This window comes from Pedobacter sp. JCM 36344 (genome assembly GCF_046546555.1).
GTDB lineage: Bacteria > Bacteroidota > Bacteroidia > Sphingobacteriales > Sphingobacteriaceae > Pedobacter.
Genome location: NZ_JBKHKK010000024.1, coordinates 1 through 20,130 on the forward strand (window position 1 = coordinate 1; position 20,130 = coordinate 20,130).

Annotated in this window: 21 protein-coding genes and 1 pseudogene; 15 read left to right on the top strand and 7 right to left on the bottom strand. The window is 38.6% G+C overall.

From position 1 onward, the window contains the following. The 3 genes from ACHFIZ_RS17255 to ACHFIZ_RS17265 all read left to right on the top strand — a co-directional run. Positions 1–184: hypothetical protein (locus tag ACHFIZ_RS17255; protein ID WP_410888122.1), on the top strand; the 184-nt coding region annotated here is incomplete at its 5' end. After that, positions 181–1,266 (top strand): DUF4185 domain-containing protein, encoded by a 1,086-nt coding sequence (locus tag ACHFIZ_RS17260; RefSeq protein WP_410888124.1) that lies wholly within the window; start codon positions 181–183, stop codon positions 1,264–1,266. The genes ACHFIZ_RS17255 and ACHFIZ_RS17260, both read left to right, overlap by 4 nt. Before the next feature lie 41 nt (positions 1,267–1,307). Next, positions 1,308–1,697, top strand: a complete 390-nt coding sequence (locus tag ACHFIZ_RS17265) for a hypothetical protein (protein WP_410888126.1) — start codon at positions 1,308–1,310, stop codon at positions 1,695–1,697. On the opposite strand, the gene ACHFIZ_RS17270 is transcribed toward ACHFIZ_RS17265, so the two are convergent. The 3 genes from ACHFIZ_RS17270 to ACHFIZ_RS17280 form a co-directional block, all read right to left on the bottom strand. Beyond that, a complete protein-coding gene (locus ACHFIZ_RS17270) occupies positions 1,698–2,543 on the bottom strand; it encodes a S1 RNA-binding domain-containing protein (protein ID WP_410888128.1) in 846 nt (281 codons plus the stop codon). Between the two features lie 82 nt (positions 2,544–2,625). Continuing rightward, positions 2,626–2,970, bottom strand: coding sequence for a hypothetical protein (locus ACHFIZ_RS17275; protein ID WP_410888130.1), 345 nt, complete (start codon positions 2,968–2,970; stop codon positions 2,626–2,628). 175 nt (positions 2,971–3,145) lie between these two features. Beyond that, a complete protein-coding gene (locus tag ACHFIZ_RS17280; protein WP_410888132.1) occupies positions 3,146–3,529 on the bottom strand; it encodes a YtxH domain-containing protein in 384 nt (127 codons plus the stop codon). A gap of 194 nt (positions 3,530–3,723) precedes the next feature. Here ACHFIZ_RS17280 and ACHFIZ_RS17285 point away from each other — a divergent pair, with 194 nt between their 5' ends. Then, on the top strand, positions 3,724–4,893 hold the full coding sequence (locus ACHFIZ_RS17285) for an MFS transporter (protein ID WP_410888133.1): 1,170 nt from the start codon (positions 3,724–3,726) through the stop codon (positions 4,891–4,893). A gap of 2 nt (positions 4,894–4,895) precedes the next feature. Here ACHFIZ_RS17285 and ACHFIZ_RS17290 read toward each other — a convergent pair whose 3' ends face one another. Beyond that, a complete protein-coding gene (locus ACHFIZ_RS17290) occupies positions 4,896–5,378 on the bottom strand; it encodes a peroxiredoxin family protein (protein ID WP_410888135.1) in 483 nt (160 codons plus the stop codon). 159 nt (positions 5,379–5,537) lie between these two features. On the opposite strand from ACHFIZ_RS17290, the gene ACHFIZ_RS17295 reads away from it, so the two are divergent. The 3 genes from ACHFIZ_RS17295 to ACHFIZ_RS17305 all read left to right on the top strand — a co-directional run bounded on the left by ACHFIZ_RS17295 (position 5,538) and on the right by ACHFIZ_RS17305 (position 10,324). Beyond that, positions 5,538–7,832 (top strand): c-type cytochrome, encoded by a 2,295-nt coding sequence (locus ACHFIZ_RS17295; RefSeq protein WP_410888137.1) that lies wholly within the window; start codon positions 5,538–5,540, stop codon positions 7,830–7,832. Positions 7,833–8,342: 510 nt separating this feature from the next. Next, positions 8,343–8,981, top strand: a complete 639-nt coding sequence (locus ACHFIZ_RS17300; RefSeq protein WP_410888138.1) for a hypothetical protein — start codon at positions 8,343–8,345, stop codon at positions 8,979–8,981. Between the two features lie 2 nt (positions 8,982–8,983). Next, positions 8,984–10,324, top strand: a complete 1,341-nt coding sequence (locus ACHFIZ_RS17305) for a PhoH family protein (RefSeq protein ID WP_410888140.1) — start codon at positions 8,984–8,986, stop codon at positions 10,322–10,324. Positions 10,325–10,419: 95 nt separating this feature from the next. On the opposite strand, the gene ACHFIZ_RS17310 is transcribed toward ACHFIZ_RS17305, so the two are convergent. Beyond that, the gene (locus ACHFIZ_RS17310) at positions 10,420–11,643 is read right to left on the bottom strand and encodes an ATP-binding protein (protein ID WP_410888142.1); all 1,224 of its coding nucleotides are present in this window, start codon (positions 11,641–11,643) and stop codon (positions 10,420–10,422) included. Between the two features lie 181 nt (positions 11,644–11,824). Between ACHFIZ_RS17310 and ACHFIZ_RS17315 the strand changes: the two are divergent. Continuing rightward, positions 11,825–12,076: pseudogene (locus tag ACHFIZ_RS17315) on the top strand (DUF4112 domain-containing protein); the annotation flags it as partial. A gap of 204 nt (positions 12,077–12,280) precedes the next feature. Further along, complete coding sequence (locus tag ACHFIZ_RS17320) at positions 12,281–12,661, top strand: PH domain-containing protein (protein WP_410888144.1); 381 nt, start codon at positions 12,281–12,283, stop codon at positions 12,659–12,661. 449 nt (positions 12,662–13,110) lie between these two features. Here the strand turns inward: ACHFIZ_RS17320 and ACHFIZ_RS17325 are convergent, their stop codons facing one another. Then, positions 13,111–13,494, bottom strand: coding sequence for a hypothetical protein (locus ACHFIZ_RS17325; RefSeq protein WP_410888145.1), 384 nt, complete (start codon positions 13,492–13,494; stop codon positions 13,111–13,113). An 85-nt stretch (positions 13,495–13,579) separates the two neighbouring features. Between ACHFIZ_RS17325 and ACHFIZ_RS17330 the strand changes: the two genes are divergently transcribed. Continuing rightward, the gene (locus ACHFIZ_RS17330) at positions 13,580–14,572 is read left to right on the top strand and encodes a glycoside hydrolase family 18 protein (RefSeq protein WP_410888147.1); all 993 of its coding nucleotides are present in this window, start codon (positions 13,580–13,582) and stop codon (positions 14,570–14,572) included. 168 nt (positions 14,573–14,740) lie between these two features. Here the strand turns inward: ACHFIZ_RS17330 and ACHFIZ_RS17335 are convergent, their stop codons facing one another. After that, the gene (locus tag ACHFIZ_RS17335) at positions 14,741–15,271 is read right to left on the bottom strand and encodes a hypothetical protein (RefSeq protein WP_410888149.1); all 531 of its coding nucleotides are present in this window, start codon (positions 15,269–15,271) and stop codon (positions 14,741–14,743) included. 142 nt (positions 15,272–15,413) lie between these two features. Here ACHFIZ_RS17335 and ACHFIZ_RS17340 point away from each other — a divergent pair, with 142 nt between their 5' ends. From ACHFIZ_RS17340 to ACHFIZ_RS17360, 5 genes are all read left to right on the top strand, one after another. Beyond that, positions 15,414–15,656: a hypothetical protein gene (locus ACHFIZ_RS17340; protein WP_410888151.1), complete on the top strand. Its 243-nt coding sequence runs from the start codon at positions 15,414–15,416 to the stop codon at positions 15,654–15,656. A gap of 117 nt (positions 15,657–15,773) precedes the next feature. Next, complete coding sequence (locus tag ACHFIZ_RS17345) at positions 15,774–17,552, top strand: alpha-L-fucosidase (RefSeq protein WP_410888153.1); 1,779 nt, start codon at positions 15,774–15,776, stop codon at positions 17,550–17,552. A 120-nt stretch (positions 17,553–17,672) separates the two neighbouring features. After that, complete coding sequence (locus tag ACHFIZ_RS17350) at positions 17,673–18,050, top strand: hypothetical protein (protein ID WP_410888155.1); 378 nt, start codon at positions 17,673–17,675, stop codon at positions 18,048–18,050. 36 nt (positions 18,051–18,086) lie between these two features. After that, positions 18,087–18,680, top strand: a complete 594-nt coding sequence (locus ACHFIZ_RS17355) for a penicillin-binding protein activator LpoB (protein ID WP_410888156.1) — start codon at positions 18,087–18,089, stop codon at positions 18,678–18,680. A gap of 27 nt (positions 18,681–18,707) precedes the next feature. Continuing rightward, positions 18,708–20,126, top strand: a complete 1,419-nt coding sequence (locus ACHFIZ_RS17360) for a COG3014 family protein (RefSeq protein WP_410888158.1) — start codon at positions 18,708–18,710, stop codon at positions 20,124–20,126. Positions 20,127–20,130: the final 4 nt, after the last annotated feature.

The window sequence follows — 20,130 nt, forward strand, 5'->3', positions numbered from 1 at the left end:
CCGTGCCTATAGAATTGGGCAAAACAAGAATGTAGTGGCAATTAGGTTGATTTGTCCGGATACTGTGGAAGAAAAGATTATGAAAATGCAATCTACTAAAATGGACATTGCGAAGGATTTGATCAAATCGGAAGAATCCATATTTAAGAATTTGTCAAGGAAAGATTTATTGGAATTGATATGAGACTACTGATATTTAATATCCTAATTTGTTGCTTTGTAATTACTTACACCTCTTTTGGTCAATCAATTCCGAAGGAACTGATTCCTACTGATGTTCGGCAGATTTCTAGGGTAACAGGCAAGTCTGAGGCAAACGAACTACTCCCGAATCCAAATACCACTGACAAGCACTATGATGTTGGCGGAACTGATCTGGGAATTGCGTGGGACATGGGCAATGGAAAAACAGGATTCTTTTTCGGCGACACCTATGGACGAGATTTCAAATCAGTACCTGGCGGAGGGCCTGGGAAGGCAGGGAACTGGAGATCAAATGTATTAGGTATATCTACAGATAAAAATCTAAATGACGGATTGACATTTGATACCATGATTGCACATGAACTCATTCCAAGTCCACATATTACAAACGGTACTGGAAGTCATACTGCAATTCCAACGGCGGCCATAAATATCAAAGGAACAGATTATGTTCATTACATGGATGTGAGGAAATGGGGAGGTCCAGGTTCGTGGACTACGAATTATTCCGGGATTTTCCAATCGAAGGATCAGGGGTTGAACTGGATCAAATGCCCAACAGTACGTTTCAGTGATACCAGTAATTTTGCGCAAATAGCTTACGCTAAATCTGAAGGGTTTATTTTTATGCTTGGCACCCCTGCTGGAAGATCAGGAGCGGCTTATCTCGCGAGGTTCAAAGAGGAAGATATTTTGCAGCAGCCTAAGTATGAATATTGGAATAAGTGGCACGGATGGCTTAAAGAAGCTGAAACTCTTGCCACTCCAATTATTGAAGGGCCTATTGGAGAAGCATCTTTACTATATAATTTGAAATATAAACGATGGGTAGTAACTTACATGAACGAAAAAGAAGGCACCTTGGTGATGAGAGATGCTCTTGAAGTCAGTGGAATATGGAGTAGTGAAAAAATTTTGGCTAATGCTAGGGATTATCCAGGATTCTACGGGGCCTTTATGATTCCGGCTTCAAGTAGAGGTAATGAGATTTACTTCAACATGTCTATGTGGTTTCCATACAATGTATTCTTGATGCAGGCAACTTTAAAGTTTGCAGATTAAAATTAAACCTTGATTCTTATTTAATCGATGAAATATCATATATGATGAATTATCGTGAAACATTAGAATACCTTCGAACGCATGTCAGGTGCCTTTTTCGAGCGAACAAGCACAAACGCTTTTACTATCACAACCTGGAGCACACTGAACATGTAGTTGTGAACACAGTTAAGATTGCGAACCACTATCAACTCTCCGATCAGGATTTTTTTATTGTATTGGCAGCGAGCTGGTACCATGACATTGGCTATTTATTTAGTACAACTGATCATGAAGCAAAAGGTGTCGAATTATGTTTCGAATTTCTGAAGGACAAAGGCATCGGCGGGGGACTTTACGTCTTGCACTGTCAGATTATCTTTGTACAAGCAACAGTAAGGTTTTCTAAAGAACCAACTATGCCTTATGTATCGATCGGTTTTAGTTTTTAATTATTCTGCCTCATGATCGACAAGAATCTTGATCTCGTAATCCGAAATGGCAATAATTCGATCTTTATATAGACCACCAATAACCTTCTTGAAAGCATTCTTACTGATTTTGAACCGACTGTAAATTTCTTCAGGCGAGCTTTTATCGCCCAACCCGATTGTTCCACCTGAGTACTTCAACTCTTCAAGGATCGAATCTTTATTGTCGAGGATGTGACCATAACCCATCGTTTGTAGGCTAAGGTCGATCTTACCTTCAACCCTTATTTTCTTAACCCAGCCTTTTCTAGTTTCTCCCGGATTTAAAAGTTCAAACAATTCATTAGTGTAAAGGAGGCCTATATACTTGTTATCTATTATGGCGTTGTATCCTAAATCAGACCTATCAACAACCAGCAAGCTAACCTCGTCTCCTTCTTCGAGATTTATCTCTTCGACTTCCACAAAGTTTAATAGCTTCGATGAGGCGATCATTCGATCATTGCTTTCATCCAAAAGTAAATAGACAACATGACTATCACCTTTAAACATGGGTCTTTTTTGCTCTCTTGATGGGACAAAAATATCCTTATCTAAGCCAAGATCCATAAAAGCTCCGTCCCCATTGTCATCCACAACTGTAAGGTATGCAAAGTCGCCAACACATGCTAAAGGCTTTTTGGTTGTAGCAATTAGTTTCCCATCTTTTTGCACATAAGCAAATACATTAATATTATCGCCAATTTCAGCGTTTTTGGGTACATCAAAATATGGAAGCAACACCTCTGTTTCTCCTTCTGTTAAAATCAATCCGCTTTCCGTTTTTTTGATGATCCTTAAATCGTTGTATTGTCCTTTTGCTATCATTTAATTATACTAAAAGAGGGTGGTAAATGCGCCCTCTCATATTTACGCGCAAAGTTAATACTATGCGCTTCATTTCAAGCATTTATTCACTGGCCTTGGCCGATTGCTTTGAGAGTGTGCTACTGTCAATCCTCTTATTGCGCCATTCATCATATAATAAATCGAAATTTACTTCCTCCTCCTTTGCGTGGCCAATGCAGCCATGTTCTATTCCGAAGAACTGCTCTAGTTTTAAACCTACAGAGTATGGAATTTCTTCATTAGAGTCGCTGAGGATATTAATATAATTATTGAGGGTGTTATTACACTTACCTATAACTTTCGGCAATATATTCCTAGCAAATCTATACTCATGATGAGTAAGTTTATTTAAATAGTCCTCTAACTTATACTTTTTTTGTTTTACACAGATTCTTGGTTGGCTCATAGTTCAGGGTAATTTAATTTTTAAAATAGGTTAAGTTTTCTGGATTTGTTATCAAATCAAACAAGTCTCTATAATTTAATCATAGAGTGGTTGAAAAAACTTACTTATTCGCAAAACTATTTTTTTGTGCACAGAACCATTGTTACCAAACTAAACTTTTTAGCTATTTTTCAAATTATGCATTCTCCTCATTATCTGTTGTTTCTACATTTGTTTTAGACAATTCTGAATTTCTAAAGTCATTAAATTCTTGAGAAGCAGTTTCAACTTTACCTTTCACACCATCAACAAAACGGTCTTTTAAATTTACCAAGCCGTCTTTGCCATAGCTTACCTTATCTTTTATAGAGTGTAAACTGTCCTTAGCATTGTCGGCAAGATCAAGTGCTTTATCAGAGATTTTTTCTCTTGTATTTTTTCCGCTGTCTGGTGCGAACAAAACACCCAAAACTGCGCCTACTGCTAAACCTGCTAAAAGGGCGACAACTGCTCCGGATTTATCCGTTGAACATCTAGACAGATCTAAGACGCGATTGGATATTAATTTCTTATAATTCATATTATTATATTTTTGATAATTCTAACACATTCCGTACCAATGTGTTTTAAAGTGTTTGTTATTTGCAGTTCTTAATTCCGGAATCCTCAAAAGAGCAAGCACCTACAAGATATTTTTTACTAAAAACCGACGGTCTTTGCCAATTATTCCGCTATTTTTGCTTTGTGTAATTTATACACTAACTACTTTTAGATATGAAGAAGAGTTTACTCGCTTTGACCCTTGGTGGACTTGGCATCGGCATCACAGAATTTGTGATGATGGGTTTATTACCGGATATCGCCAAAGACCTGTCTATTTCTATACCTGAGGCAGGTCATCTCATTTCGGCATACGCACTAGGAGTTGTGATTGGCGCTCCCTTACTTGTGGTTATTGCGGGTAGCTACCCGCCCAAGAAGATCTTGATGGTCCTAATGCTTATGTTTACGGTATTCAATGCTCTTTCTGCATTTGCACCAGATTACGATATGATGTTCGCTGCTAGATTGCTTGCTGGTTTACCTCACGGAGCTTTTTTTGGAGTAGGTTCTGTAGTCGCAAGTAGAATTGCAGATAAGGGTAAAGAAGCTCAGTCGGTCTCATTGATGTTTGCCGGCTTAACTATTGCAAACGTAATTGGGGTTCCTCTTGGAACATATATAGGCCACAACTATTCCTGGCGATACACCTTTATTATTATTGTAATTGTTGGGATCATAACAATGGTTAGCATAAAGTCCTGGATGCCAGCAATAACTGCCACCAAAAACAGGAACCTTGCTCAAGAGCTCGCATTTTTCAAACAACCAGAGTCTTGGATAATTATTCTCATGATCGCTGTTGGAACAGGAGGTCTATTTTCCTGGTATAGTTATATCGCACCATTATTAATAGAAGTTTCGGGATTCCAGCCATCTGCCATCACCTATGTATTGGTTATTGCAGGATTGGGAATGTTGGTTGGTAATTTTATAGGGGGAAAATTGGCAGATCGTTTTTCTCCAGCAAAAGCGACAATTTCGTTATTGCTGGCTATGTCTGCGGTACTTTTCATTATGCATTATGTATCTGCAAATCGGTCTGCATCCTTGATTATGACATTTCTTACCGGCGCTATTGCATTTGCCTCTGCATCACCAATCCAGATGTTAATGATCAACACAGCGAAAGGCTCGGAAATGCTTGCTGCATCGGTTAGTCAGGCGAGTTTCAATATCGGTAACGCGTTGGGCGCATTTTTAGGAGGGCTGCCCTTAGCTGCAGGTTATGATTATACCTCACCAGTTTGGGTCGGATCTCTTATGGCTCTTGTTGGTGCAGCCTTTGCCTGGATGCTAATCGCAAGAACAACGCGAATAGGCAAACTGGCACTCAAAACTTAAGGCTACTTAATGAGAATGAAGAACTTACCGACCTCATTTTCTTTGTTTGTAAAGAATATCAATCGTTTATCCTTACCGTATAGGTATAATGAGGGGTATTGTTTAGGATGAAAGATAGGAATGAAAACCATATCCCTATCCTGCAATACGGTTACTGTTTTCATTGCCTGAAGTGGCTTCGCAAAAGTTCCCATGAAATAATTAATTGATTTTGCCTCGTCCAGACTTATCATAAATATATTGATTCGGGAAAGCTCTTTACTTTTTTTTGAAAGGTTCAGGGCTACCTGCTGACAATGTTCACAGGTGGCATCATAAAACATAAGTAATGATTTCTTATCCTTTCCGATTTGATCTGTTGAAAAACTCTTTCCATTCGATTTATAGAATAAAGCTTTTGGCATCAACGAACCAGGTAATGGATCTTGTGAAAATGCGAATCTACTGGAAGCTAAAAGAAGAAAAGTGATCAAAAGATGTTTCATGTAGGTTTGTGTTTAAACAAAGATGAAAATCTTAGGGCAAAGTTCTGTCATCTTAAATCAAAATAAGTTGCTTCAACTCGTTAACTTCGTAACAAGACTGATATTAAAAACACTGTAATTATATCACAGAACTTTTTAGATTTGTGTAACACAAAGATAATGAAGCGATTTAATTATATATTATTGGCCGTTATACTCTTCACACTTTACCAGTGTCAGAGTTATAAAAAGGCTGCAACAGCAAATCTTGCCCTAAATGAGCAGGTAGATTTTAGTAAGTCTCCAGTAGTTTCGGCTTCACAATCCACAAGTAAAATGAAGGTGGAAGATGGTTTTGAAGTTAAGCTAATTGCTTCTGAACCATTGATAAGCACTCCAGTAGCGATGTCTTTTGATACTAGAGGCAGAATGTGGGTGGTTGAAATGACAGGATATATGCCTGATACACTTGGTCGTGGTGAAGATGTGCCTAATGGCAAGGTCGTTATACTGGAGGATCAAAACAAGGATGGTGTTTTTGACACCCGTAAAATATTTCTTGATTCGTTGATTCTACCCAGGGCCATTTGCCTTATTGATAATGGTATATTGGTTGCAGAATCTCCCAATCTTTGGTACTATACTATTGAAAATGATAAACCAGTAAAAAAAACACTGGTAGATGCGAAGTATGCGATCGATGGCAATGTGGAGCATCAGCCAAATGGTTTGCTAAGGGCACTGGACAATTGGATATATAATGCCAAATCAAGCAAACGATACCGTAAGTATGGGAATAAATGGAAAATTGAAAACACGCATTTTAGAGGGCAGTGGGGGATTAGTCAAGACAACTATGGAAGGCTTTACTACAATGGAAACTCTTCGAATGTTGAAGGTGATTATTTCAGTCCTGGTTTTGGGTTTTCCAATGCCAATCAGAAAGGTGTCAGCGGATACAATGAACGTCCCGTTCCAAACAACAGGGTCTATCCAGCAAGACCTAATTTAGGAATAAACAGAGGTTACATACCTGGAATGTTGGACGATAGCTTGAGACTGGTCAATTTTACAGCCGCCTGTGGACCATTGGTTTACCGGGGGGGACTGTTTGGCGATGAATATAATTTCAATGCATTTGTTCCCGAACCTTCGGCGAACCTTATAAAAAGAAACATCTTAAATGAGGAGGGGCTAGCTGTAAAAGGAAAACAAGCGTATTCCGGTCGGGAGTTTTTAACCAGTATAGATGAGCGTTTTAGGCCAGTTGCCTTGTATAATGGTCCGGATGGGGCTATGTATGTGCTTGATATGTATCGGGGCATTATCCAGCACAAAACTTATGAGACCCCATACCTAATCAATCAAATTAAGATAAGAGATTTATCTGCCCCGCTTTCTTGCGGAAGGATTTATAAGATAATAAGGAAGGGAAAGAAGATTGTAAGTACGTTAATTGCCTCAGAACCAGAAGCTTTGGTAAATCAACTGGGTAATAAAAATGGTTTTATTAGAGACATGGCGCAGCAAGCAATTCAAGATCGACACTTATCGGCTACAATCCCATTTCTTAAAAGGGCTCTTAATGATACGACAAATAGCCTGAAATCCATCCATTCCATGTGGGTACTTGAAGGTTTGAACGCTTTAGAAACACAGGATCTATTAAAACTGATGGATCGTAAAGATTGGCACGTTAGAGTTCAGGCATTGACCGCGTTGCCTTCAGTAATCAATTTGCAATCTTCAGTTAAGTACGCAGCGGCAATGCAACGAATTTTTGATACCGGTGATGAAAGATTGATGCCTTACCTTGCCTTTTGCGCAAATTTTGTTAAACCGTATGACCCCACTTTCTCCGAGAACTTGCTTTTGAGTCTGGCTAATAAATACAAGAACAGCAATTTTGTAGCTGACGCAATTATTAGTAACCTAGCTTTCCAGGAAGAATTATTTGAGCATAAGGTGGCTATACTGGTTCCAGACACCAATCAAAGGATTCATAAACAGTTTAGAAAAGTAATCAATAGCATTAGGGCAGCTCAGAAAAACAGGGACCCCGCAATGGTTGCTAAACTTTACCCAAAAGGGCTGAAGGTGTTTCAATCTACCTGCCAAACCTGTCATGGTCCTGACGGCAATGGAATCAAATCGCTGGCACCGCCGCTAAACAAATCCGAATGGGTTAATGGCAATAAGAAAAAGCTGATCTCCATTGTTCTTTTTGGACTTACTGGGCCTATTAAGGTTAACGGTTACCTGTATAATGCACCGGAGATCTCTGGAGAGATGCCAGCCATTGCGCATTCAGAAGAAATCAATGATGAAGATATCTCGCAGCTGTTAAGTTTTCTTAGAACATCATGGCAAAATAACTCAGGTCAAGTCGATGTCAAGGATGTTTCTGCTGTTAGGGCTGGTTCAAAGAATAGAGATAAAGCTTTTACCCAGCAGGAATTAGATGCTATGAAATAGCAGTATTTTGAGATTTTGTTGATAATTAGTAAATAAATGTTATTATCATCCTCTTGATGTTAACAAAGTCCCTTAGACCTGTTTAAAAGTTGTGCAAAAGTATATCCTTCTTTTTTTTGAAAAAGTTTAAAAAGGTTGTAAATTAGTTTTACCAAATACGGAGTACATTGACAGTCTGAAGAATTCCGAAAAGAGCAATAGTCTACGGACTAAGAATCTGGAAATTCATATTGAGCAGGATTTGCTGTTGACTTGGAAACAAACAACATGCATTTTAGTCATTAAACCTTCGGTTTAAAAAGATAACTGTATCAGACAGACATTGCAGCGATCGACTATCTTTCAAGAAAGACTCGAAAATAGCATTAGAACATGTACAAAAGTAGATGATGACCTTAGCAGACTACGGTTTCTAAGGTCGAGAACGGAGAGCCAAATCGAATGAAGAGGCCTCCGTTTTCTTTGTTTATAGGATTTATCAACTTATATTGGTGGCTTAAACACACCAAAATGAAGAAACGATTTCTTACTACCACTGCAGTATTTTTTTCCTTGTACGGTTATTCTCAAACACAGGGTACCAGCACTATTAGTCTTGGCATCTCGTCCAGTACAAGTGAAGTAAAAAACAATACACTCACATCAGATCAGACGAGTAAGATAACGAACTCCGCATTTAGGTTAGGATATGGGTTATTTGTTAAGGATAACAACAAAGTTGGGTTAGAATTACTCTACAATAAGTCCAATAGTGATTATTTCGGATCCTATGATTCTAGAGAAGATAAAGGATTCGGTGGAGCCGTAAACTATCAGCGCTATTTCCCACTCGTGAAAACTTTCTATGCCTACACAGGCGCATCCGCGCAATTTCTCTATTCTAAAGGTAAAACTAATGCACCAAATGCTTTCGATCGAAATACTAAAACAAATAATTATTCACTGACCGCTTCGGGAGGTCTTACCTGGTTTATCTCAAAAAGATGGGCGTTGGAGACTAGTCTAATTTCTACAGGGATTTACTACAGTAAAACAGAGTTTAATGAGATCGCCGAAAATCAAAGTTATTCATCGAAGAATTCGTACTTTAGTCTTTCGAGCGACGGATTAATTAACAACTTAGCATTCAAAGTTTACTTTATGTTTTAACTATGAAAAAACAGTCCGCCGCTCACAAGAAAATCTTCGTTCTAGATACCTCTGTTATCTTGTATGACCACAATGCATTTAATAACTTTCAGGAGCACGATGTTGCGATTCCTATTCAAGTTCTGGAAGAATTAGATAACATGAAAAGTGGTAACGAGACCAGGAATGCAGAGGCCAGAAATTTCATTAGGTTGATTGATAAAATGTCCGTAGATCAGCTTATTAATGAGTGGATCCCATTGATTGGAAGTAAAACGGGCAGATTCAAGGTAGTGATAGATTCCAAAACCAAACATCTGGATGCTGAATTGGTGTTTGGAAACAATAAGATCGACCATAGAATCCTTAATGCTGCTTTAAGTATAAAGCAGGAATATCCTTTGAGCAAGGTGATCCTTGTTTCAAAGGATATCTGTTTACGGCTCAAGGCAAAATCGCTGGACTTAAATGCTGAAGATTATGAAACTGGCAAAGTCAAGAACGTTGACGAACTCTATTCAGGAAAGGCAGTAATTACAAAAGTACCAGAAGCATATATTCATAAATTAAAGGAGGAAGGAAGTATCGGAGTGGAACCATTGGACCTTCCTTCTGAAGCAGCCAACCTCTTCTACGTCCTTAAAACTGGTCGAAAAGCTACTCCTGTATGGTTCAATTCCAAGAGCCGGCAACTTTATCCTGTTGAAAGAAGATCCGTATTCAATATTTCTCCCCGTAATCATGAACAGGCATTTGCAATTCATGCGTTACTAAATCCGGAAATAAAGTTAATTACCATTCAGGGTAAGGCCGGAACAGGAAAGACGCTTTTATCACTTGCTGCTGCCCTTGAACAGCGAAAAGACTATAGACAAATCTTTGTCACCAGACCAATAGTGGCGCTAAGCAACAAAGATCTTGGATTTTTACCTGGAGATGTAAAGTCTAAGATTGATCCTTACATGGCTCCAATATGGGATAATCTCAAGTTCATCAAAGAACAATTTAACAGTGATCCAAAGGTGCAGTCGCGCATAGATGACTTTGTAAAAACCGAAAAAATTGTCATCACTCCATTGGCTTATATCCGTGGAAGAACGCTGACTAAGATATTTTTTATTGTTGATGAGGCTCAGAATCTGACCCCCCATGAAGTTAAAACAATCATATCAAGAGCCGGAACACATACTAAAATTATTTTTACCGGAGATATATATCAGATCGATACTCCATACTTGGATGCGGAAAGTAATGGACTTTCCTACTTAATCGAAAGTGCAAGGAATCACCCATTGTATGCACATATAACATTAGATAAAGGGGAGAGAAGCGAACTGGCAAACCTTGCAAACGACCTTCTGTAAAGCTCACTGTTAACCAAGACATTGGTTAACTCTTCTTTCAAATCCATTTGGGCAACCCTAATTTTCAAACCATTATTTGATCCTGAGGAAGAAGATTAGTCTGCAGTAGGAATTGTAAACCAAAAAGTACTTCCTTCCCCAAGCTTACTATAAACGCCTATATTGCCATCATGACGCCTTACAATCTCGGCACATATATAAAGTCCGAGTCCTAATCCGGTGTATTTTTTACTGGAATGATTCGCTCTCCAATATCTGTCAAACAGGTGCGGAAGATGCTCTTCCGGTATCCCAGGGCCAAAATCGGTAACAGCTATCTTAATGTTTTCCGCTTCTCTAGATATCTTGAGGTTGATTTGTCTGGAATCAGGAGCATATTTAACAGCATTGTTTACGAAATTCACCAAGACCTGATCTATACGATGCTCGTCGGCATGAATCAACTGGTTTTTGTCCCCCTCCACAATGAGCTCGTATTTACCATCAATTCGAACATGATTACAACAGACATGCATCAAATCATAAATACAGAAAGTTGTTTTGTCGAGATGTAATTGATCTTCACTGTATCGATGCATATTTAATAAGTCCTCTACCATTAAATTAATCTTCTCCACACTTTTTGTGCAGGACTCCACCAACCTGGGGAAAATAGGGCTCAATGGATCGCTTTTGATTCTTTCCAACATCTGAAGGTTGGCTTTAAGGGTAGTAATAGGCGTTTTAAGCTCATGGCTAACAATGCTTAAGAAATTATCTTTACGTTGTTCAGATTGTTCAAGGTGCAAATTGACTGCTGCGAGTTCGGATATATTCTTACGAAGCTCAATTTTATCAATGACCTGGTTTGCCACAATTACCAATGCTGCCTTTTGATCGGCATTTAATTCTCGAGGTTGGTGATCGAAAACACACAATGTGCCCAATGCAAAACCATCAGAATTCACTAATGGAACACCCGCATAGAAAGCAACTTTGGTAGGTCCCGTTACCATTGGGTTTTCTGCAAAACGCGCATCTTTTGTAGCGTCGTCAACCACCATAATTTCTTCCTCTGAGGCAATGGCATGCGTACAAAAAGAATACTCACGGAGATTCTCATTGAGGTTTGTTCCGTGGTGTGATTTGAACCACTGCCTTTTATTGTCGATAAATGTGATCAGTGCAATAGGCATTTGGCAAATCATTGCTGCCAGCGAGGTTAATGCATCATAGTGCTTATCCTCTTCGGTATCAAAAATCTCATAGTTGCGAACTGCTTGTACGCGAAGCTTTTCGTTTGCCGGAAGCGGATAATTTCTTGGTTTTTTTGAGCTCATATGACCCCTTAAAGTTACTCTAAGATATTAAAATTTTTTAAACAATTTCAGTTACCCTACTATGAAACAATCGGTAAACCAACGGCTTGATACCAAATCACCGCAGTTCCCATGGATTTCTAGGTTCTCATATCTTATGGATGAACAGTTCCGTTTTCCGGGTACTTAGTTTAGGTTTGGTCTCGACCCGATTCTAAACTTAGTTCCATTTGTAGGCGATATGGCAGGACTTCTAATTTCGGGTGGCCTACTTATGGCCGTGGCGAGCAAAGTTGCGAGCAACAAGTTGGTTGTATTGATAAGTCTCAACATTTTACTTGACGCAACTGTAGGAGCCATTCCTGTTATTGGTCAGATCTTTGATTTTTTCTTCAAGGCAAACACTAAAAATATAAAATTGATGAACGCGCATTACCTAAAGAATAAGCACTAGGCAGTGGGGAAAATGTAATCTATTTTTATCGTAGCCATCTCATTAATCGTCACTACTTTAATGATTTTTGGATTACGGAAGCTTGCGGAATGGGTCTTTTAGGATTTTAAGAAGCTTATTTCTATAAAATTTCATACAGAAAAAATTCAGAACGTTTATCTAACTTTCCATGCAAATACTGATATTCAAATCAAATTTAAAGATATGGGATTATTTTCAGCCTTGATGGGCAATGCCGGAACAGTTGAAAACATAACACTGTTGAAGGATTATGGGAAACTTTTAATTGCAAATGAAGAAATAGAACTCGGTTTCAAATTGATTAGGGATACGTTCATTTTTACAAGTAAGCGCTTAATTGTTGTAGACGTACAGGGATTGACGGGTAGCAAAACGGAATACGTTTCCATATCCTATAAAAGCATCTCAAAGTTTAGTGTGGAGACCGCTGGAACGTTCGACCTGGATGCCGAATTAAGAATCTGGGTAGGTAGTGAAACATTTCCAAGTTTAAGAAAAAAGTTCAACAAGTCCGTCAATGTTTTCGATGTGCAAAACGTACTTGCGCACCACGTTTTAGGTTAAACGTCTATCTCGACCCTTTGCCAAACCTCCGACCAATAGTTGTATTTTTTAGCATCAGCACTGGTTAGTACAACCTTTATACTTAAGTATTTTTTGTCTTTGCTAAATTCGTATTGAATTGGTGAATTTGGTGTGATGTTAAGGTAAACGTGAGGAACGTTTGATTCACGGATCTCAGTATATTATAGGAATTATAAAATTCGCCGTCAGAATTGAAACCTTTAATAAAGACTGCGTCATGTGTTTTAAAATCAGCTACATATAATTGCCAGGTTCCCACGAAGTCATTTCCCTGAACTTTTAATGTGCTCGTCGCGAACAAGGAGCAAATGATAAAGAACCAATTTTTCATGTAAGAGGTTATTAAATATTTGGTTACCGAATAAAGATACTCATCAGAACAATATATTTAGGAAATGAATTTTAAAACTATTGAATCTTTCCTTGCTTTAAAAGCTGGTGCGTAAGGGTGAGTCAATCAAATCCTGTCGAATTATCTTTTTGACCACCAAATTGCCGTCAAGTTCCAGGTAGACATTCTGATTTACATCTAAGTGAATTTTTGATCTTTTATGCCCAATTGAAATTTTCCATAAACTACTGTGGGCGATAGGAAATGATAAATTGAACCTACCACTGCTGTCGACCTCAGTTTTGTAATCAGAGCCCTTCCATATTTTCCAAGAACTTCCTGTTTTTAATCTTTCAAAAACAATATTTCCTGATTTGTGCAGCGATAAGGTACCTGTAACGTTGATCTTTTGCGCAACACTGAATAATGGTACCAGTGTTAAGAAAAAGAAAAGTAGCGGATGTTTTATCTTCAGGATCATCAGGTAAAGATATCGCTTGATTTAATCTGGTACTGTTAAATGATGTTAATTCTAGGCTTTCATCTTTATTTATATATATTTAAATATGAAACTATTCAAGCCACTCCTGATTCTTCTTTTGGGAACAGGTGTATGTTCTGCCAAACCAAAACCGATAATAGTAGCTTATGTGACCTCCTGGACGACCGTAATGCCTGATCCAAATTATGTCACGCATATTAACTATGCCTTTGGCCATGTAAATGACAGTTTTAATGGCGTACGAATAGATAATTCAGAAAGACTGAAAAGGATTGTTAGTCTGAAGGATAAATTCCCCAAACTGCAAGTTATGCTCTCCATCGGAGGTTGGGGTAGTGGTAAGTTTAGCGAGATGGCAGCAACTGCAGAGAATAGAAAGAAGTTTGCAGAAGATTGTCTTCGTGTGGTCAAAGAATTTAGGCTTAACGGTATAGATATCGATTGGGAATACCCAACAAGTAATGCTGCAAAGATCTCGAACGCTCCTTATGACACCAAAAACTACACTTTGATGATGCAGGAGATTAGAAACTCTATAGGGAAGAAGAAGTTGTTGACGCTCGCTTCTGCAGCTGAGGCTAAGTACATAGACTTTAAGGCCATCTCTCCAATTGTTGACTTTGTCAATATTATGGCCTACGATATGGCGAGTCCACCTTATCACCATTCAGGCTTATTTAAATCTAAGTTTACGGACGGAATGCCTATCGAAGAGGCTATTAATGCACATGTTAATGCCGGAATGCCAATTAGCAGGCTAGTATTAGGAATCCCGTTCTATGGACATGGCAGAAATGGTATAAAAGGTTATATAGATTACAGAGAGCTCGTAAAACTTACGGGCTTTAAACCAATGTGGGATGACGAAGCTAAAGCACCATATTGGGAAAACAATAAAGGTGAGTTTGTGCTGACTTATGAAACCCCGGAATCAATAGCTATTAAATGTGACTATTTACTCAAACGGGGGATGCTCGGCGCAATGTACTGGGACTACGGTGCAGATACTGATGACGGTATTTTAAGAAAAGCAGTTCACGCAGGTATTTCGAAATAAGTAATTAACGGCTTGATAACAAGAAAAATATATTCTATTTTAGTAACAATGATTGTGATTTGGCTTTGAAATATTACCATGAGTGTATAAAGCTCAGTGGCCATCCTGTTGTTCAGCGCTACAAGGATGCAATAAAAGAACGGTGTGGTAGCTAATATACTGAGTGAACTATTTTCCAAAACCCCTTATTCTTATTTCTGCAGACTTAGCTAAATTTTCCTTTGACTTTGTACTAATTTGAACCAAGCTTAACTTCCTGTTACCAAATTCCGAATTAGAGTATTTGGTTGTCACAACGTTTATAGATAAAACAAAACCTTCTTCAACGCTTGTATTATTTTCATCTACGAGTGTGCCATCTATAAAATATAGAACTGATTTAGCAGTTAAGTGTGCATACTTATCTTTAATCTGAACAGGAGTTAGAAAGGTTAACTTATATGCCTGCTTCGTTCTGATATAAATTTCACTAAACTGGCTATTCTCCTTGATATTAATCGATTCAATGTGCCCTGGATCGAAAAAAAACATTTTTTGCTCCATCAAAACATCATTGAAATAGTAGGAAGGCGCATTAGCCGCTTTTTTCTGTTGCGATGAATAGCTTACTTTGATGCCTCCTTGCAATGCTTGAGCAGAAACATTGAATGACAAAAAGAAGATTGCAGAAAGACAGAGAAGTATTATTTTCGTTTTCATAACGCTAGGAATAATTTGAACATTTCTAAATTAAGGATTTAATTATTTATAATCAACGAGTTGGAGTTTGGTTCTGTTTGGCAGTAGGTAATTTGATACAAATCCAAAGGACATTTATTAGAAGATTTACTATTTTTACGTTATGAACGCTTATAAAGAAGAGTGGATAGCACTACTTTTAAAACAGAAATTTCCCCAATGGTTGATCGCCAGCGATCGAAATCATATTTTTATAAATATACCTGACGATCAGGATATCGAAAAGGTTTTAGTGGAGTTCAAAGAGAAAGTACCAGAATTGAAAAAGAAAATAAGAAGCAAGCCGGAGAAGTTGGGCTTTTTCATGGGTAACAGTGTCGATAGTAAATTTTACGAGTTGTCATAGCCCAGCAAAATTAGCTCATGCTTGCCAAAATCATTTAAATAAAAAGCATTATTGCTTATTAATCCAGCGTCATACTTGGCTATTTTTACATTACAACCCAAAATAACCAAAAACAATATGACCAAAATGAACCTGCTGTCCAAGAGCTTGCTCTTAGGGGTTTCCGCAATTACTTTATCCGTAACTGTTCAAGCTGAAATTAAAATTGACACCTTAACTAAAAAATCACGCATTACGGCAAAAATAGAGACATCAAGAACTGCTTGGTGGGAAAAAGCCCGCTTCGGAATGTTTATTCATTGGGGCGTCTACACCATTCCTGCAGGAGATTATGGAGGTAAATACATTCCCGGACTTGGCGAATGGATCATGAGTGACGCAAAAATTCCTGTCGCATCCTACAAGGATTATGCTAAGAAATTTAATCCTACGGAATACAATCCAGAACAATGGGTACAAATGGCGAAAACTGCCGGGATGAAATATATCGTGATCACCACCAAACACCACGACGGCTTCGCACTATTTGATTCCAAAGCTAGCGACTGGAATGTGGTGAAAGCTTCTCCTTATGGAAAAGATTTGATACGTCCACTTGCCGATGCTTGTCGTAAATACGGAATGAAACTGGGCTTCTACTATTCTCAGGCAAACGACTGGGGCAACAAAGGTGGTGGGATAGCGCATGGCGGTTGGGATCCTGCCCAGAAGGGAAGTTTCGATGATTATCTTGATAAAGTAGCTATTCCACAGGTTAAAGAGATCTTGACTAACTACGGTGACGTTTGTGAACTTTGGTGGGATGTGCCAACTGAAATGACCAAAGAACGGGCTGCAAAATTCTTACCCTTACTTAGTTTGCAACCACAGATTATCACCAACGATAGGCTAGGCGGTGATGTGAAAGGTGATTTATTTACTCCTGAACAATATATTCCTTCAACAGGTATGAAAGGTTTATGGGAAACTTGTATGACTATGAATGATACATGGGGCTTTAAAACCAACGACCACAATTGGAAAACAAGCACCTCGTTAATTCGTAACCTTATAGAAACGGCCTCAAAAGGAGGCAACTATCTATTAAACGTTGGTCCGGAAGCGACCGGTAAATTTCCACCAGAAATAGTAAGCAGATTAGAAGATATTGGCAGATGGATGAAAGCAAATAGTGAGTCTATTTATGGAAGTTCAGCGAGCCCATTTAAAGTTCTGCCATGGGGTAGAGCAACAACCAAGGCCTTACCCAATGGGAATACAGATATTTATTTGCAGGTATATAACTGGCCTAAAGATGGGAAATTAATAGTGCCAGGTCTTCAAAATGCGGTACTATCTGCTAAGCTTTTAGCTAAAGGAACAGCATTAGCAACCAGAAAATCCGATGGAAATTTGTTCTTAAACGTCCCGGAAAAAGCATTAGATCCAGTGTCAACAGTAATAAAGCTAACAGTCAAGGGCTCGCCTGAAGTGACAACATACATTCAAACTCAGGAAGCAAATGGAACGATCACCTTGCTACCAAGTCTCGCCGACTTCAACATAGTTGCAGGCGGAGAGTCGATGCGGGCAGAAGGTGGTAGTGATCAAAACATTGGATACTGGGTCGATTCTAAGGCTTCAGCAACCTGGCAGTTCATTGTTAAGCAACCTGGAACTTATAACTTGGAAACTTCTGTCGCTGCAGAAAGAGACAGTAAATTCAAGTTGACATCCGGTACTGAATCGTTAAGCACCGAGGTGCCATCGACTGGAGGATATACAACTTATAAAAAAGTTTCCTTAGGAAAAATTACATTCAACAAAGCTGGCAAAAATGAAATTTCCCTTACTTCCGACAAGGCAAGTTGGAACCCTGTCAATATTAAGACCATAACAATCACTCCTGCTAAATAAAGGATTCTAATAGGCAATTATACAATGGCGGACCAACTTTGGGCCGCCATTATTATTTGCGCTTTGTAACCTTTTCTTTTTTTTATCGTCTTTACAAAAGAACAACAGAATATTTATAACATGAAAAGAACTTTGATGACGATAGCGAGCTGTTTATTGGGGTTAACATTCAATCTAAACAGCTACGCTCAACAGGCAAATCTAGAAAAAGACCAGAATCCACGCTACGAAAAGAGCAGGGCAAAATATATGAATATGTCTGATTCTTTAACTCGAAATCAGGGGACCACACTTCAGCAAACTTATAAAGCATATGATTGGTACGAAGCCAGAGAAGAAAAACGAAAGCTTCGTCGCGAAAGCAATTACAACAGTGGCCTTTACAATAATTCTTACTATGGAGGCTCCTTTTTCTATCCAACCATGCGCTTCAATAATTGGGGTTACGGAAACTACGGCCGCAGTTCTTGGAGAAGTGGCTTTAACTACGGCTGGTAAAGCATAAATTAGTAAATAAAATATATCCTACAAACAATGAACTTAAACAGATTAAAAAATATCATCGCTATTGCAGTTTTGGGAATTGCAATCACTTCATGTGCCAGACAAGTTAAACGTATCAGTACAGAAAGTGCTCCGGACATTAGTGGTAATTGGAACGTAACAGATTCCAGAATAGTGGCTGTTGAAATGACTAAAAGTATTACTTCCAGCAAATGGTTATCAACACACCTAGAAGCTAAAGCGGGCAAAAAACCTACAATAATTGTTGGCCTGGTCCAAAATAAAAGCCATGAACACATTGATGCAGAAACATTTGTTAAAGATGTAGAGCAATCTTTCCTTCAAAATGGCGCAGTGAGATTGGTACAGGGTGGAAAAAAAAGAGAGGAACTTCGGGCAGAAAAAGCTGATCAGCAAGACAATTCAACTGTTTCCACGATGAAGAAATTTGGAATGGAGAATGGTGCGGATTATATACTGCAGGGATCAATTAACTCTATAGTAGATTCCCACAAAAGAAATAAAGTAGTCTACTACCAGGTAAATATGGAGTTAACTGATATCCAAACCAATGAAGTAGTGTGGATTGGTGACAAAAGGATCACTAAGGCAGTTAAAAACTAGGCCACTCTTTTTACGGCTTAAACACTTATGATCAGGATCAAACCAACTTTTAAAGCATCAATTGCTTTCGGATTGATACTTTTTCTTTCCAGCTGCGCAAGTTACAACGACAAGATCGGCACTTACTACAAACAGGTTAGGGCTGGTAATTATGCGGATGCCGGCAAGGAACTCGACAAAAATTCTTTACTTCAGAAGCCCCGAAATAAATTACTATTTCTTATGGAAAGGGGTAAGATGAGTCACTTGAACGGAGAATACGAGGCAAGCAATAATTACTTTAATGAAGCTGATGGCCTTCTTGAGAAAGGGAATGGTGGATTAGGTGATGCTTTAGTTGGTACACTGGTAAATCCCATGACTCAAAATTATAAAGGAGAAGACTTCGAAAAGTTCATGATTCATTATTACAAAGCCTTAAACTATTTATACCTCCATCAGCCGGATGAAGCAGTTGTTGAGGCGAGACGCATTACCCTGCAAGGACAGGAACAGGATGATAAGTTTAACAATAAAGACAATCGTTACTCCAAAGATGCCTTCTCATTGACTTTGCAAGGCCTTATCTACGAAAGTACAGGTGATGTAAATAATGCTTTCATTGCTTACCGGAATGCTGTGGAAGTTTACCAGGGAGCAAAAGACCAAAATTGGTACGGTACAACTATGCCCCAAATACTCAAGGAAGATGTGATGCGGATGGCTGCTAAAAATGGATTCAAGTCAGAGTTATCGAAGTTTGAAGAGCAGTTTAAAAAAACGTATGTTGCCAAGACACAAAATAGTGGTGGAGAACTGATCTTCTTCTGGGAAAATGGAGTTGTACCTGTAAAGCAACAGGAAGAATTTTTCTTCTCTCTGATTAAAGGCAGTAATGGAAGTCTCGTATTTACCAATGGCGGAAATGTATTTATTCCGTATCAGGGTGCCGGAGATATTGGTCTAAATGGACTTTCTAGTTTACGTGCCACCTACCCTAAATACGTTGCACAACCAGCTTACTATTCAACCGCCACTCTTTCAACCACTTTTGACACTGTTTCATTTGAGAAAACTGAAGATATCAATACTCTTGCTTTCAAAACACTTGATCAACGCTTCATAAAAGAAATGAGCAAAACTTTAACCCGGCTGGCGGTTAAAAAAAGTGCAGAATATATGCTGAAGAAGAGCTCCAAAGGTTCCGGAAAGAACGGAAAAGATAATACCATACTTGAAGGGCTTGGATTTGGACTACAGCTTTATAGTTTACTATCTGAAAAGGCCGACACGCGTAACTGGCAATCTTTACCAAGTGTGGTTAATTATGCCAGAATTCCATTGGCGTTCGGTGAGAACACTGTCACTTTGCATTTACGCAATAGAAACGGTACTGAAGACTTAAAAAAAATTCAGGTGATAGGGAATGGCAAAATGCAGTTCTACAACTATGCGTCCTTGAAGTAGTCAG

Bases quoted from the DNA above. Each gene is read 5' to 3' on its own strand.
- ACHFIZ_RS17340 (WP_410888151.1), top strand. From the start codon at position 15,414: ATGAACGCTTATAAAGAAGAGTGGATAGCACTACTTTTAAAACAGAAA.
- ACHFIZ_RS17305 (WP_410888140.1), top strand. From the start codon at position 8,984: ATGAAAAAACAGTCCGCCGCTCACAAGAAAATCTTCGTTCTAGATACC.
- ACHFIZ_RS17335 (WP_410888149.1), bottom strand. From the start codon at position 15,271: ATGAAAACGAAAATAATACTTCTCTGTCTTTCTGCAATCTTCTTTTTG.
- ACHFIZ_RS17280 (WP_410888132.1), bottom strand. From the start codon at position 3,529: ATGAATTATAAGAAATTAATATCCAATCGCGTCTTAGATCTGTCTAGA.
- ACHFIZ_RS17360 (WP_410888158.1), top strand. From the start codon at position 18,708: ATGATCAGGATCAAACCAACTTTTAAAGCATCAATTGCTTTCGGATTG.
- ACHFIZ_RS17325 (WP_410888145.1), bottom strand. From the start codon at position 13,494: ATGATCCTGAAGATAAAACATCCGCTACTTTTCTTTTTCTTAACACTG.
- ACHFIZ_RS17310 (WP_410888142.1), bottom strand. From the start codon at position 11,643: ATGAGCTCAAAAAAACCAAGAAATTATCCGCTTCCGGCAAACGAAAAG.
- ACHFIZ_RS17265 (WP_410888126.1), top strand. From the start codon at position 1,308: ATGATGAATTATCGTGAAACATTAGAATACCTTCGAACGCATGTCAGG.
- ACHFIZ_RS17285 (WP_410888133.1), top strand. From the start codon at position 3,724: ATGAAGAAGAGTTTACTCGCTTTGACCCTTGGTGGACTTGGCATCGGC.
- ACHFIZ_RS17295 (WP_410888137.1), top strand. From the start codon at position 5,538: ATGAAGCGATTTAATTATATATTATTGGCCGTTATACTCTTCACACTT.
- ACHFIZ_RS17275 (WP_410888130.1), bottom strand. From the start codon at position 2,970: ATGAGCCAACCAAGAATCTGTGTAAAACAAAAAAAGTATAAGTTAGAG.
- ACHFIZ_RS17330 (WP_410888147.1), top strand. From the start codon at position 13,580: ATGAAACTATTCAAGCCACTCCTGATTCTTCTTTTGGGAACAGGTGTA.
- ACHFIZ_RS17270 (WP_410888128.1), bottom strand. From the start codon at position 2,543: ATGATAGCAAAAGGACAATACAACGATTTAAGGATCATCAAAAAAACG.
- ACHFIZ_RS17320 (WP_410888144.1), top strand. From the start codon at position 12,281: ATGGGATTATTTTCAGCCTTGATGGGCAATGCCGGAACAGTTGAAAAC.
- ACHFIZ_RS17290 (WP_410888135.1), bottom strand. From the start codon at position 5,378: ATGAAACATCTTTTGATCACTTTTCTTCTTTTAGCTTCCAGTAGATTC.
- ACHFIZ_RS17350 (WP_410888155.1), top strand. From the start codon at position 17,673: ATGAAAAGAACTTTGATGACGATAGCGAGCTGTTTATTGGGGTTAACA.
- ACHFIZ_RS17345 (WP_410888153.1), top strand. From the start codon at position 15,774: ATGACCAAAATGAACCTGCTGTCCAAGAGCTTGCTCTTAGGGGTTTCC.
- ACHFIZ_RS17355 (WP_410888156.1), top strand. From the start codon at position 18,087: ATGAACTTAAACAGATTAAAAAATATCATCGCTATTGCAGTTTTGGGA.
- ACHFIZ_RS17300 (WP_410888138.1), top strand. From the start codon at position 8,343: ATGAAGAAACGATTTCTTACTACCACTGCAGTATTTTTTTCCTTGTAC.
- ACHFIZ_RS17260 (WP_410888124.1), top strand. From the start codon at position 181: ATGAGACTACTGATATTTAATATCCTAATTTGTTGCTTTGTAATTACT.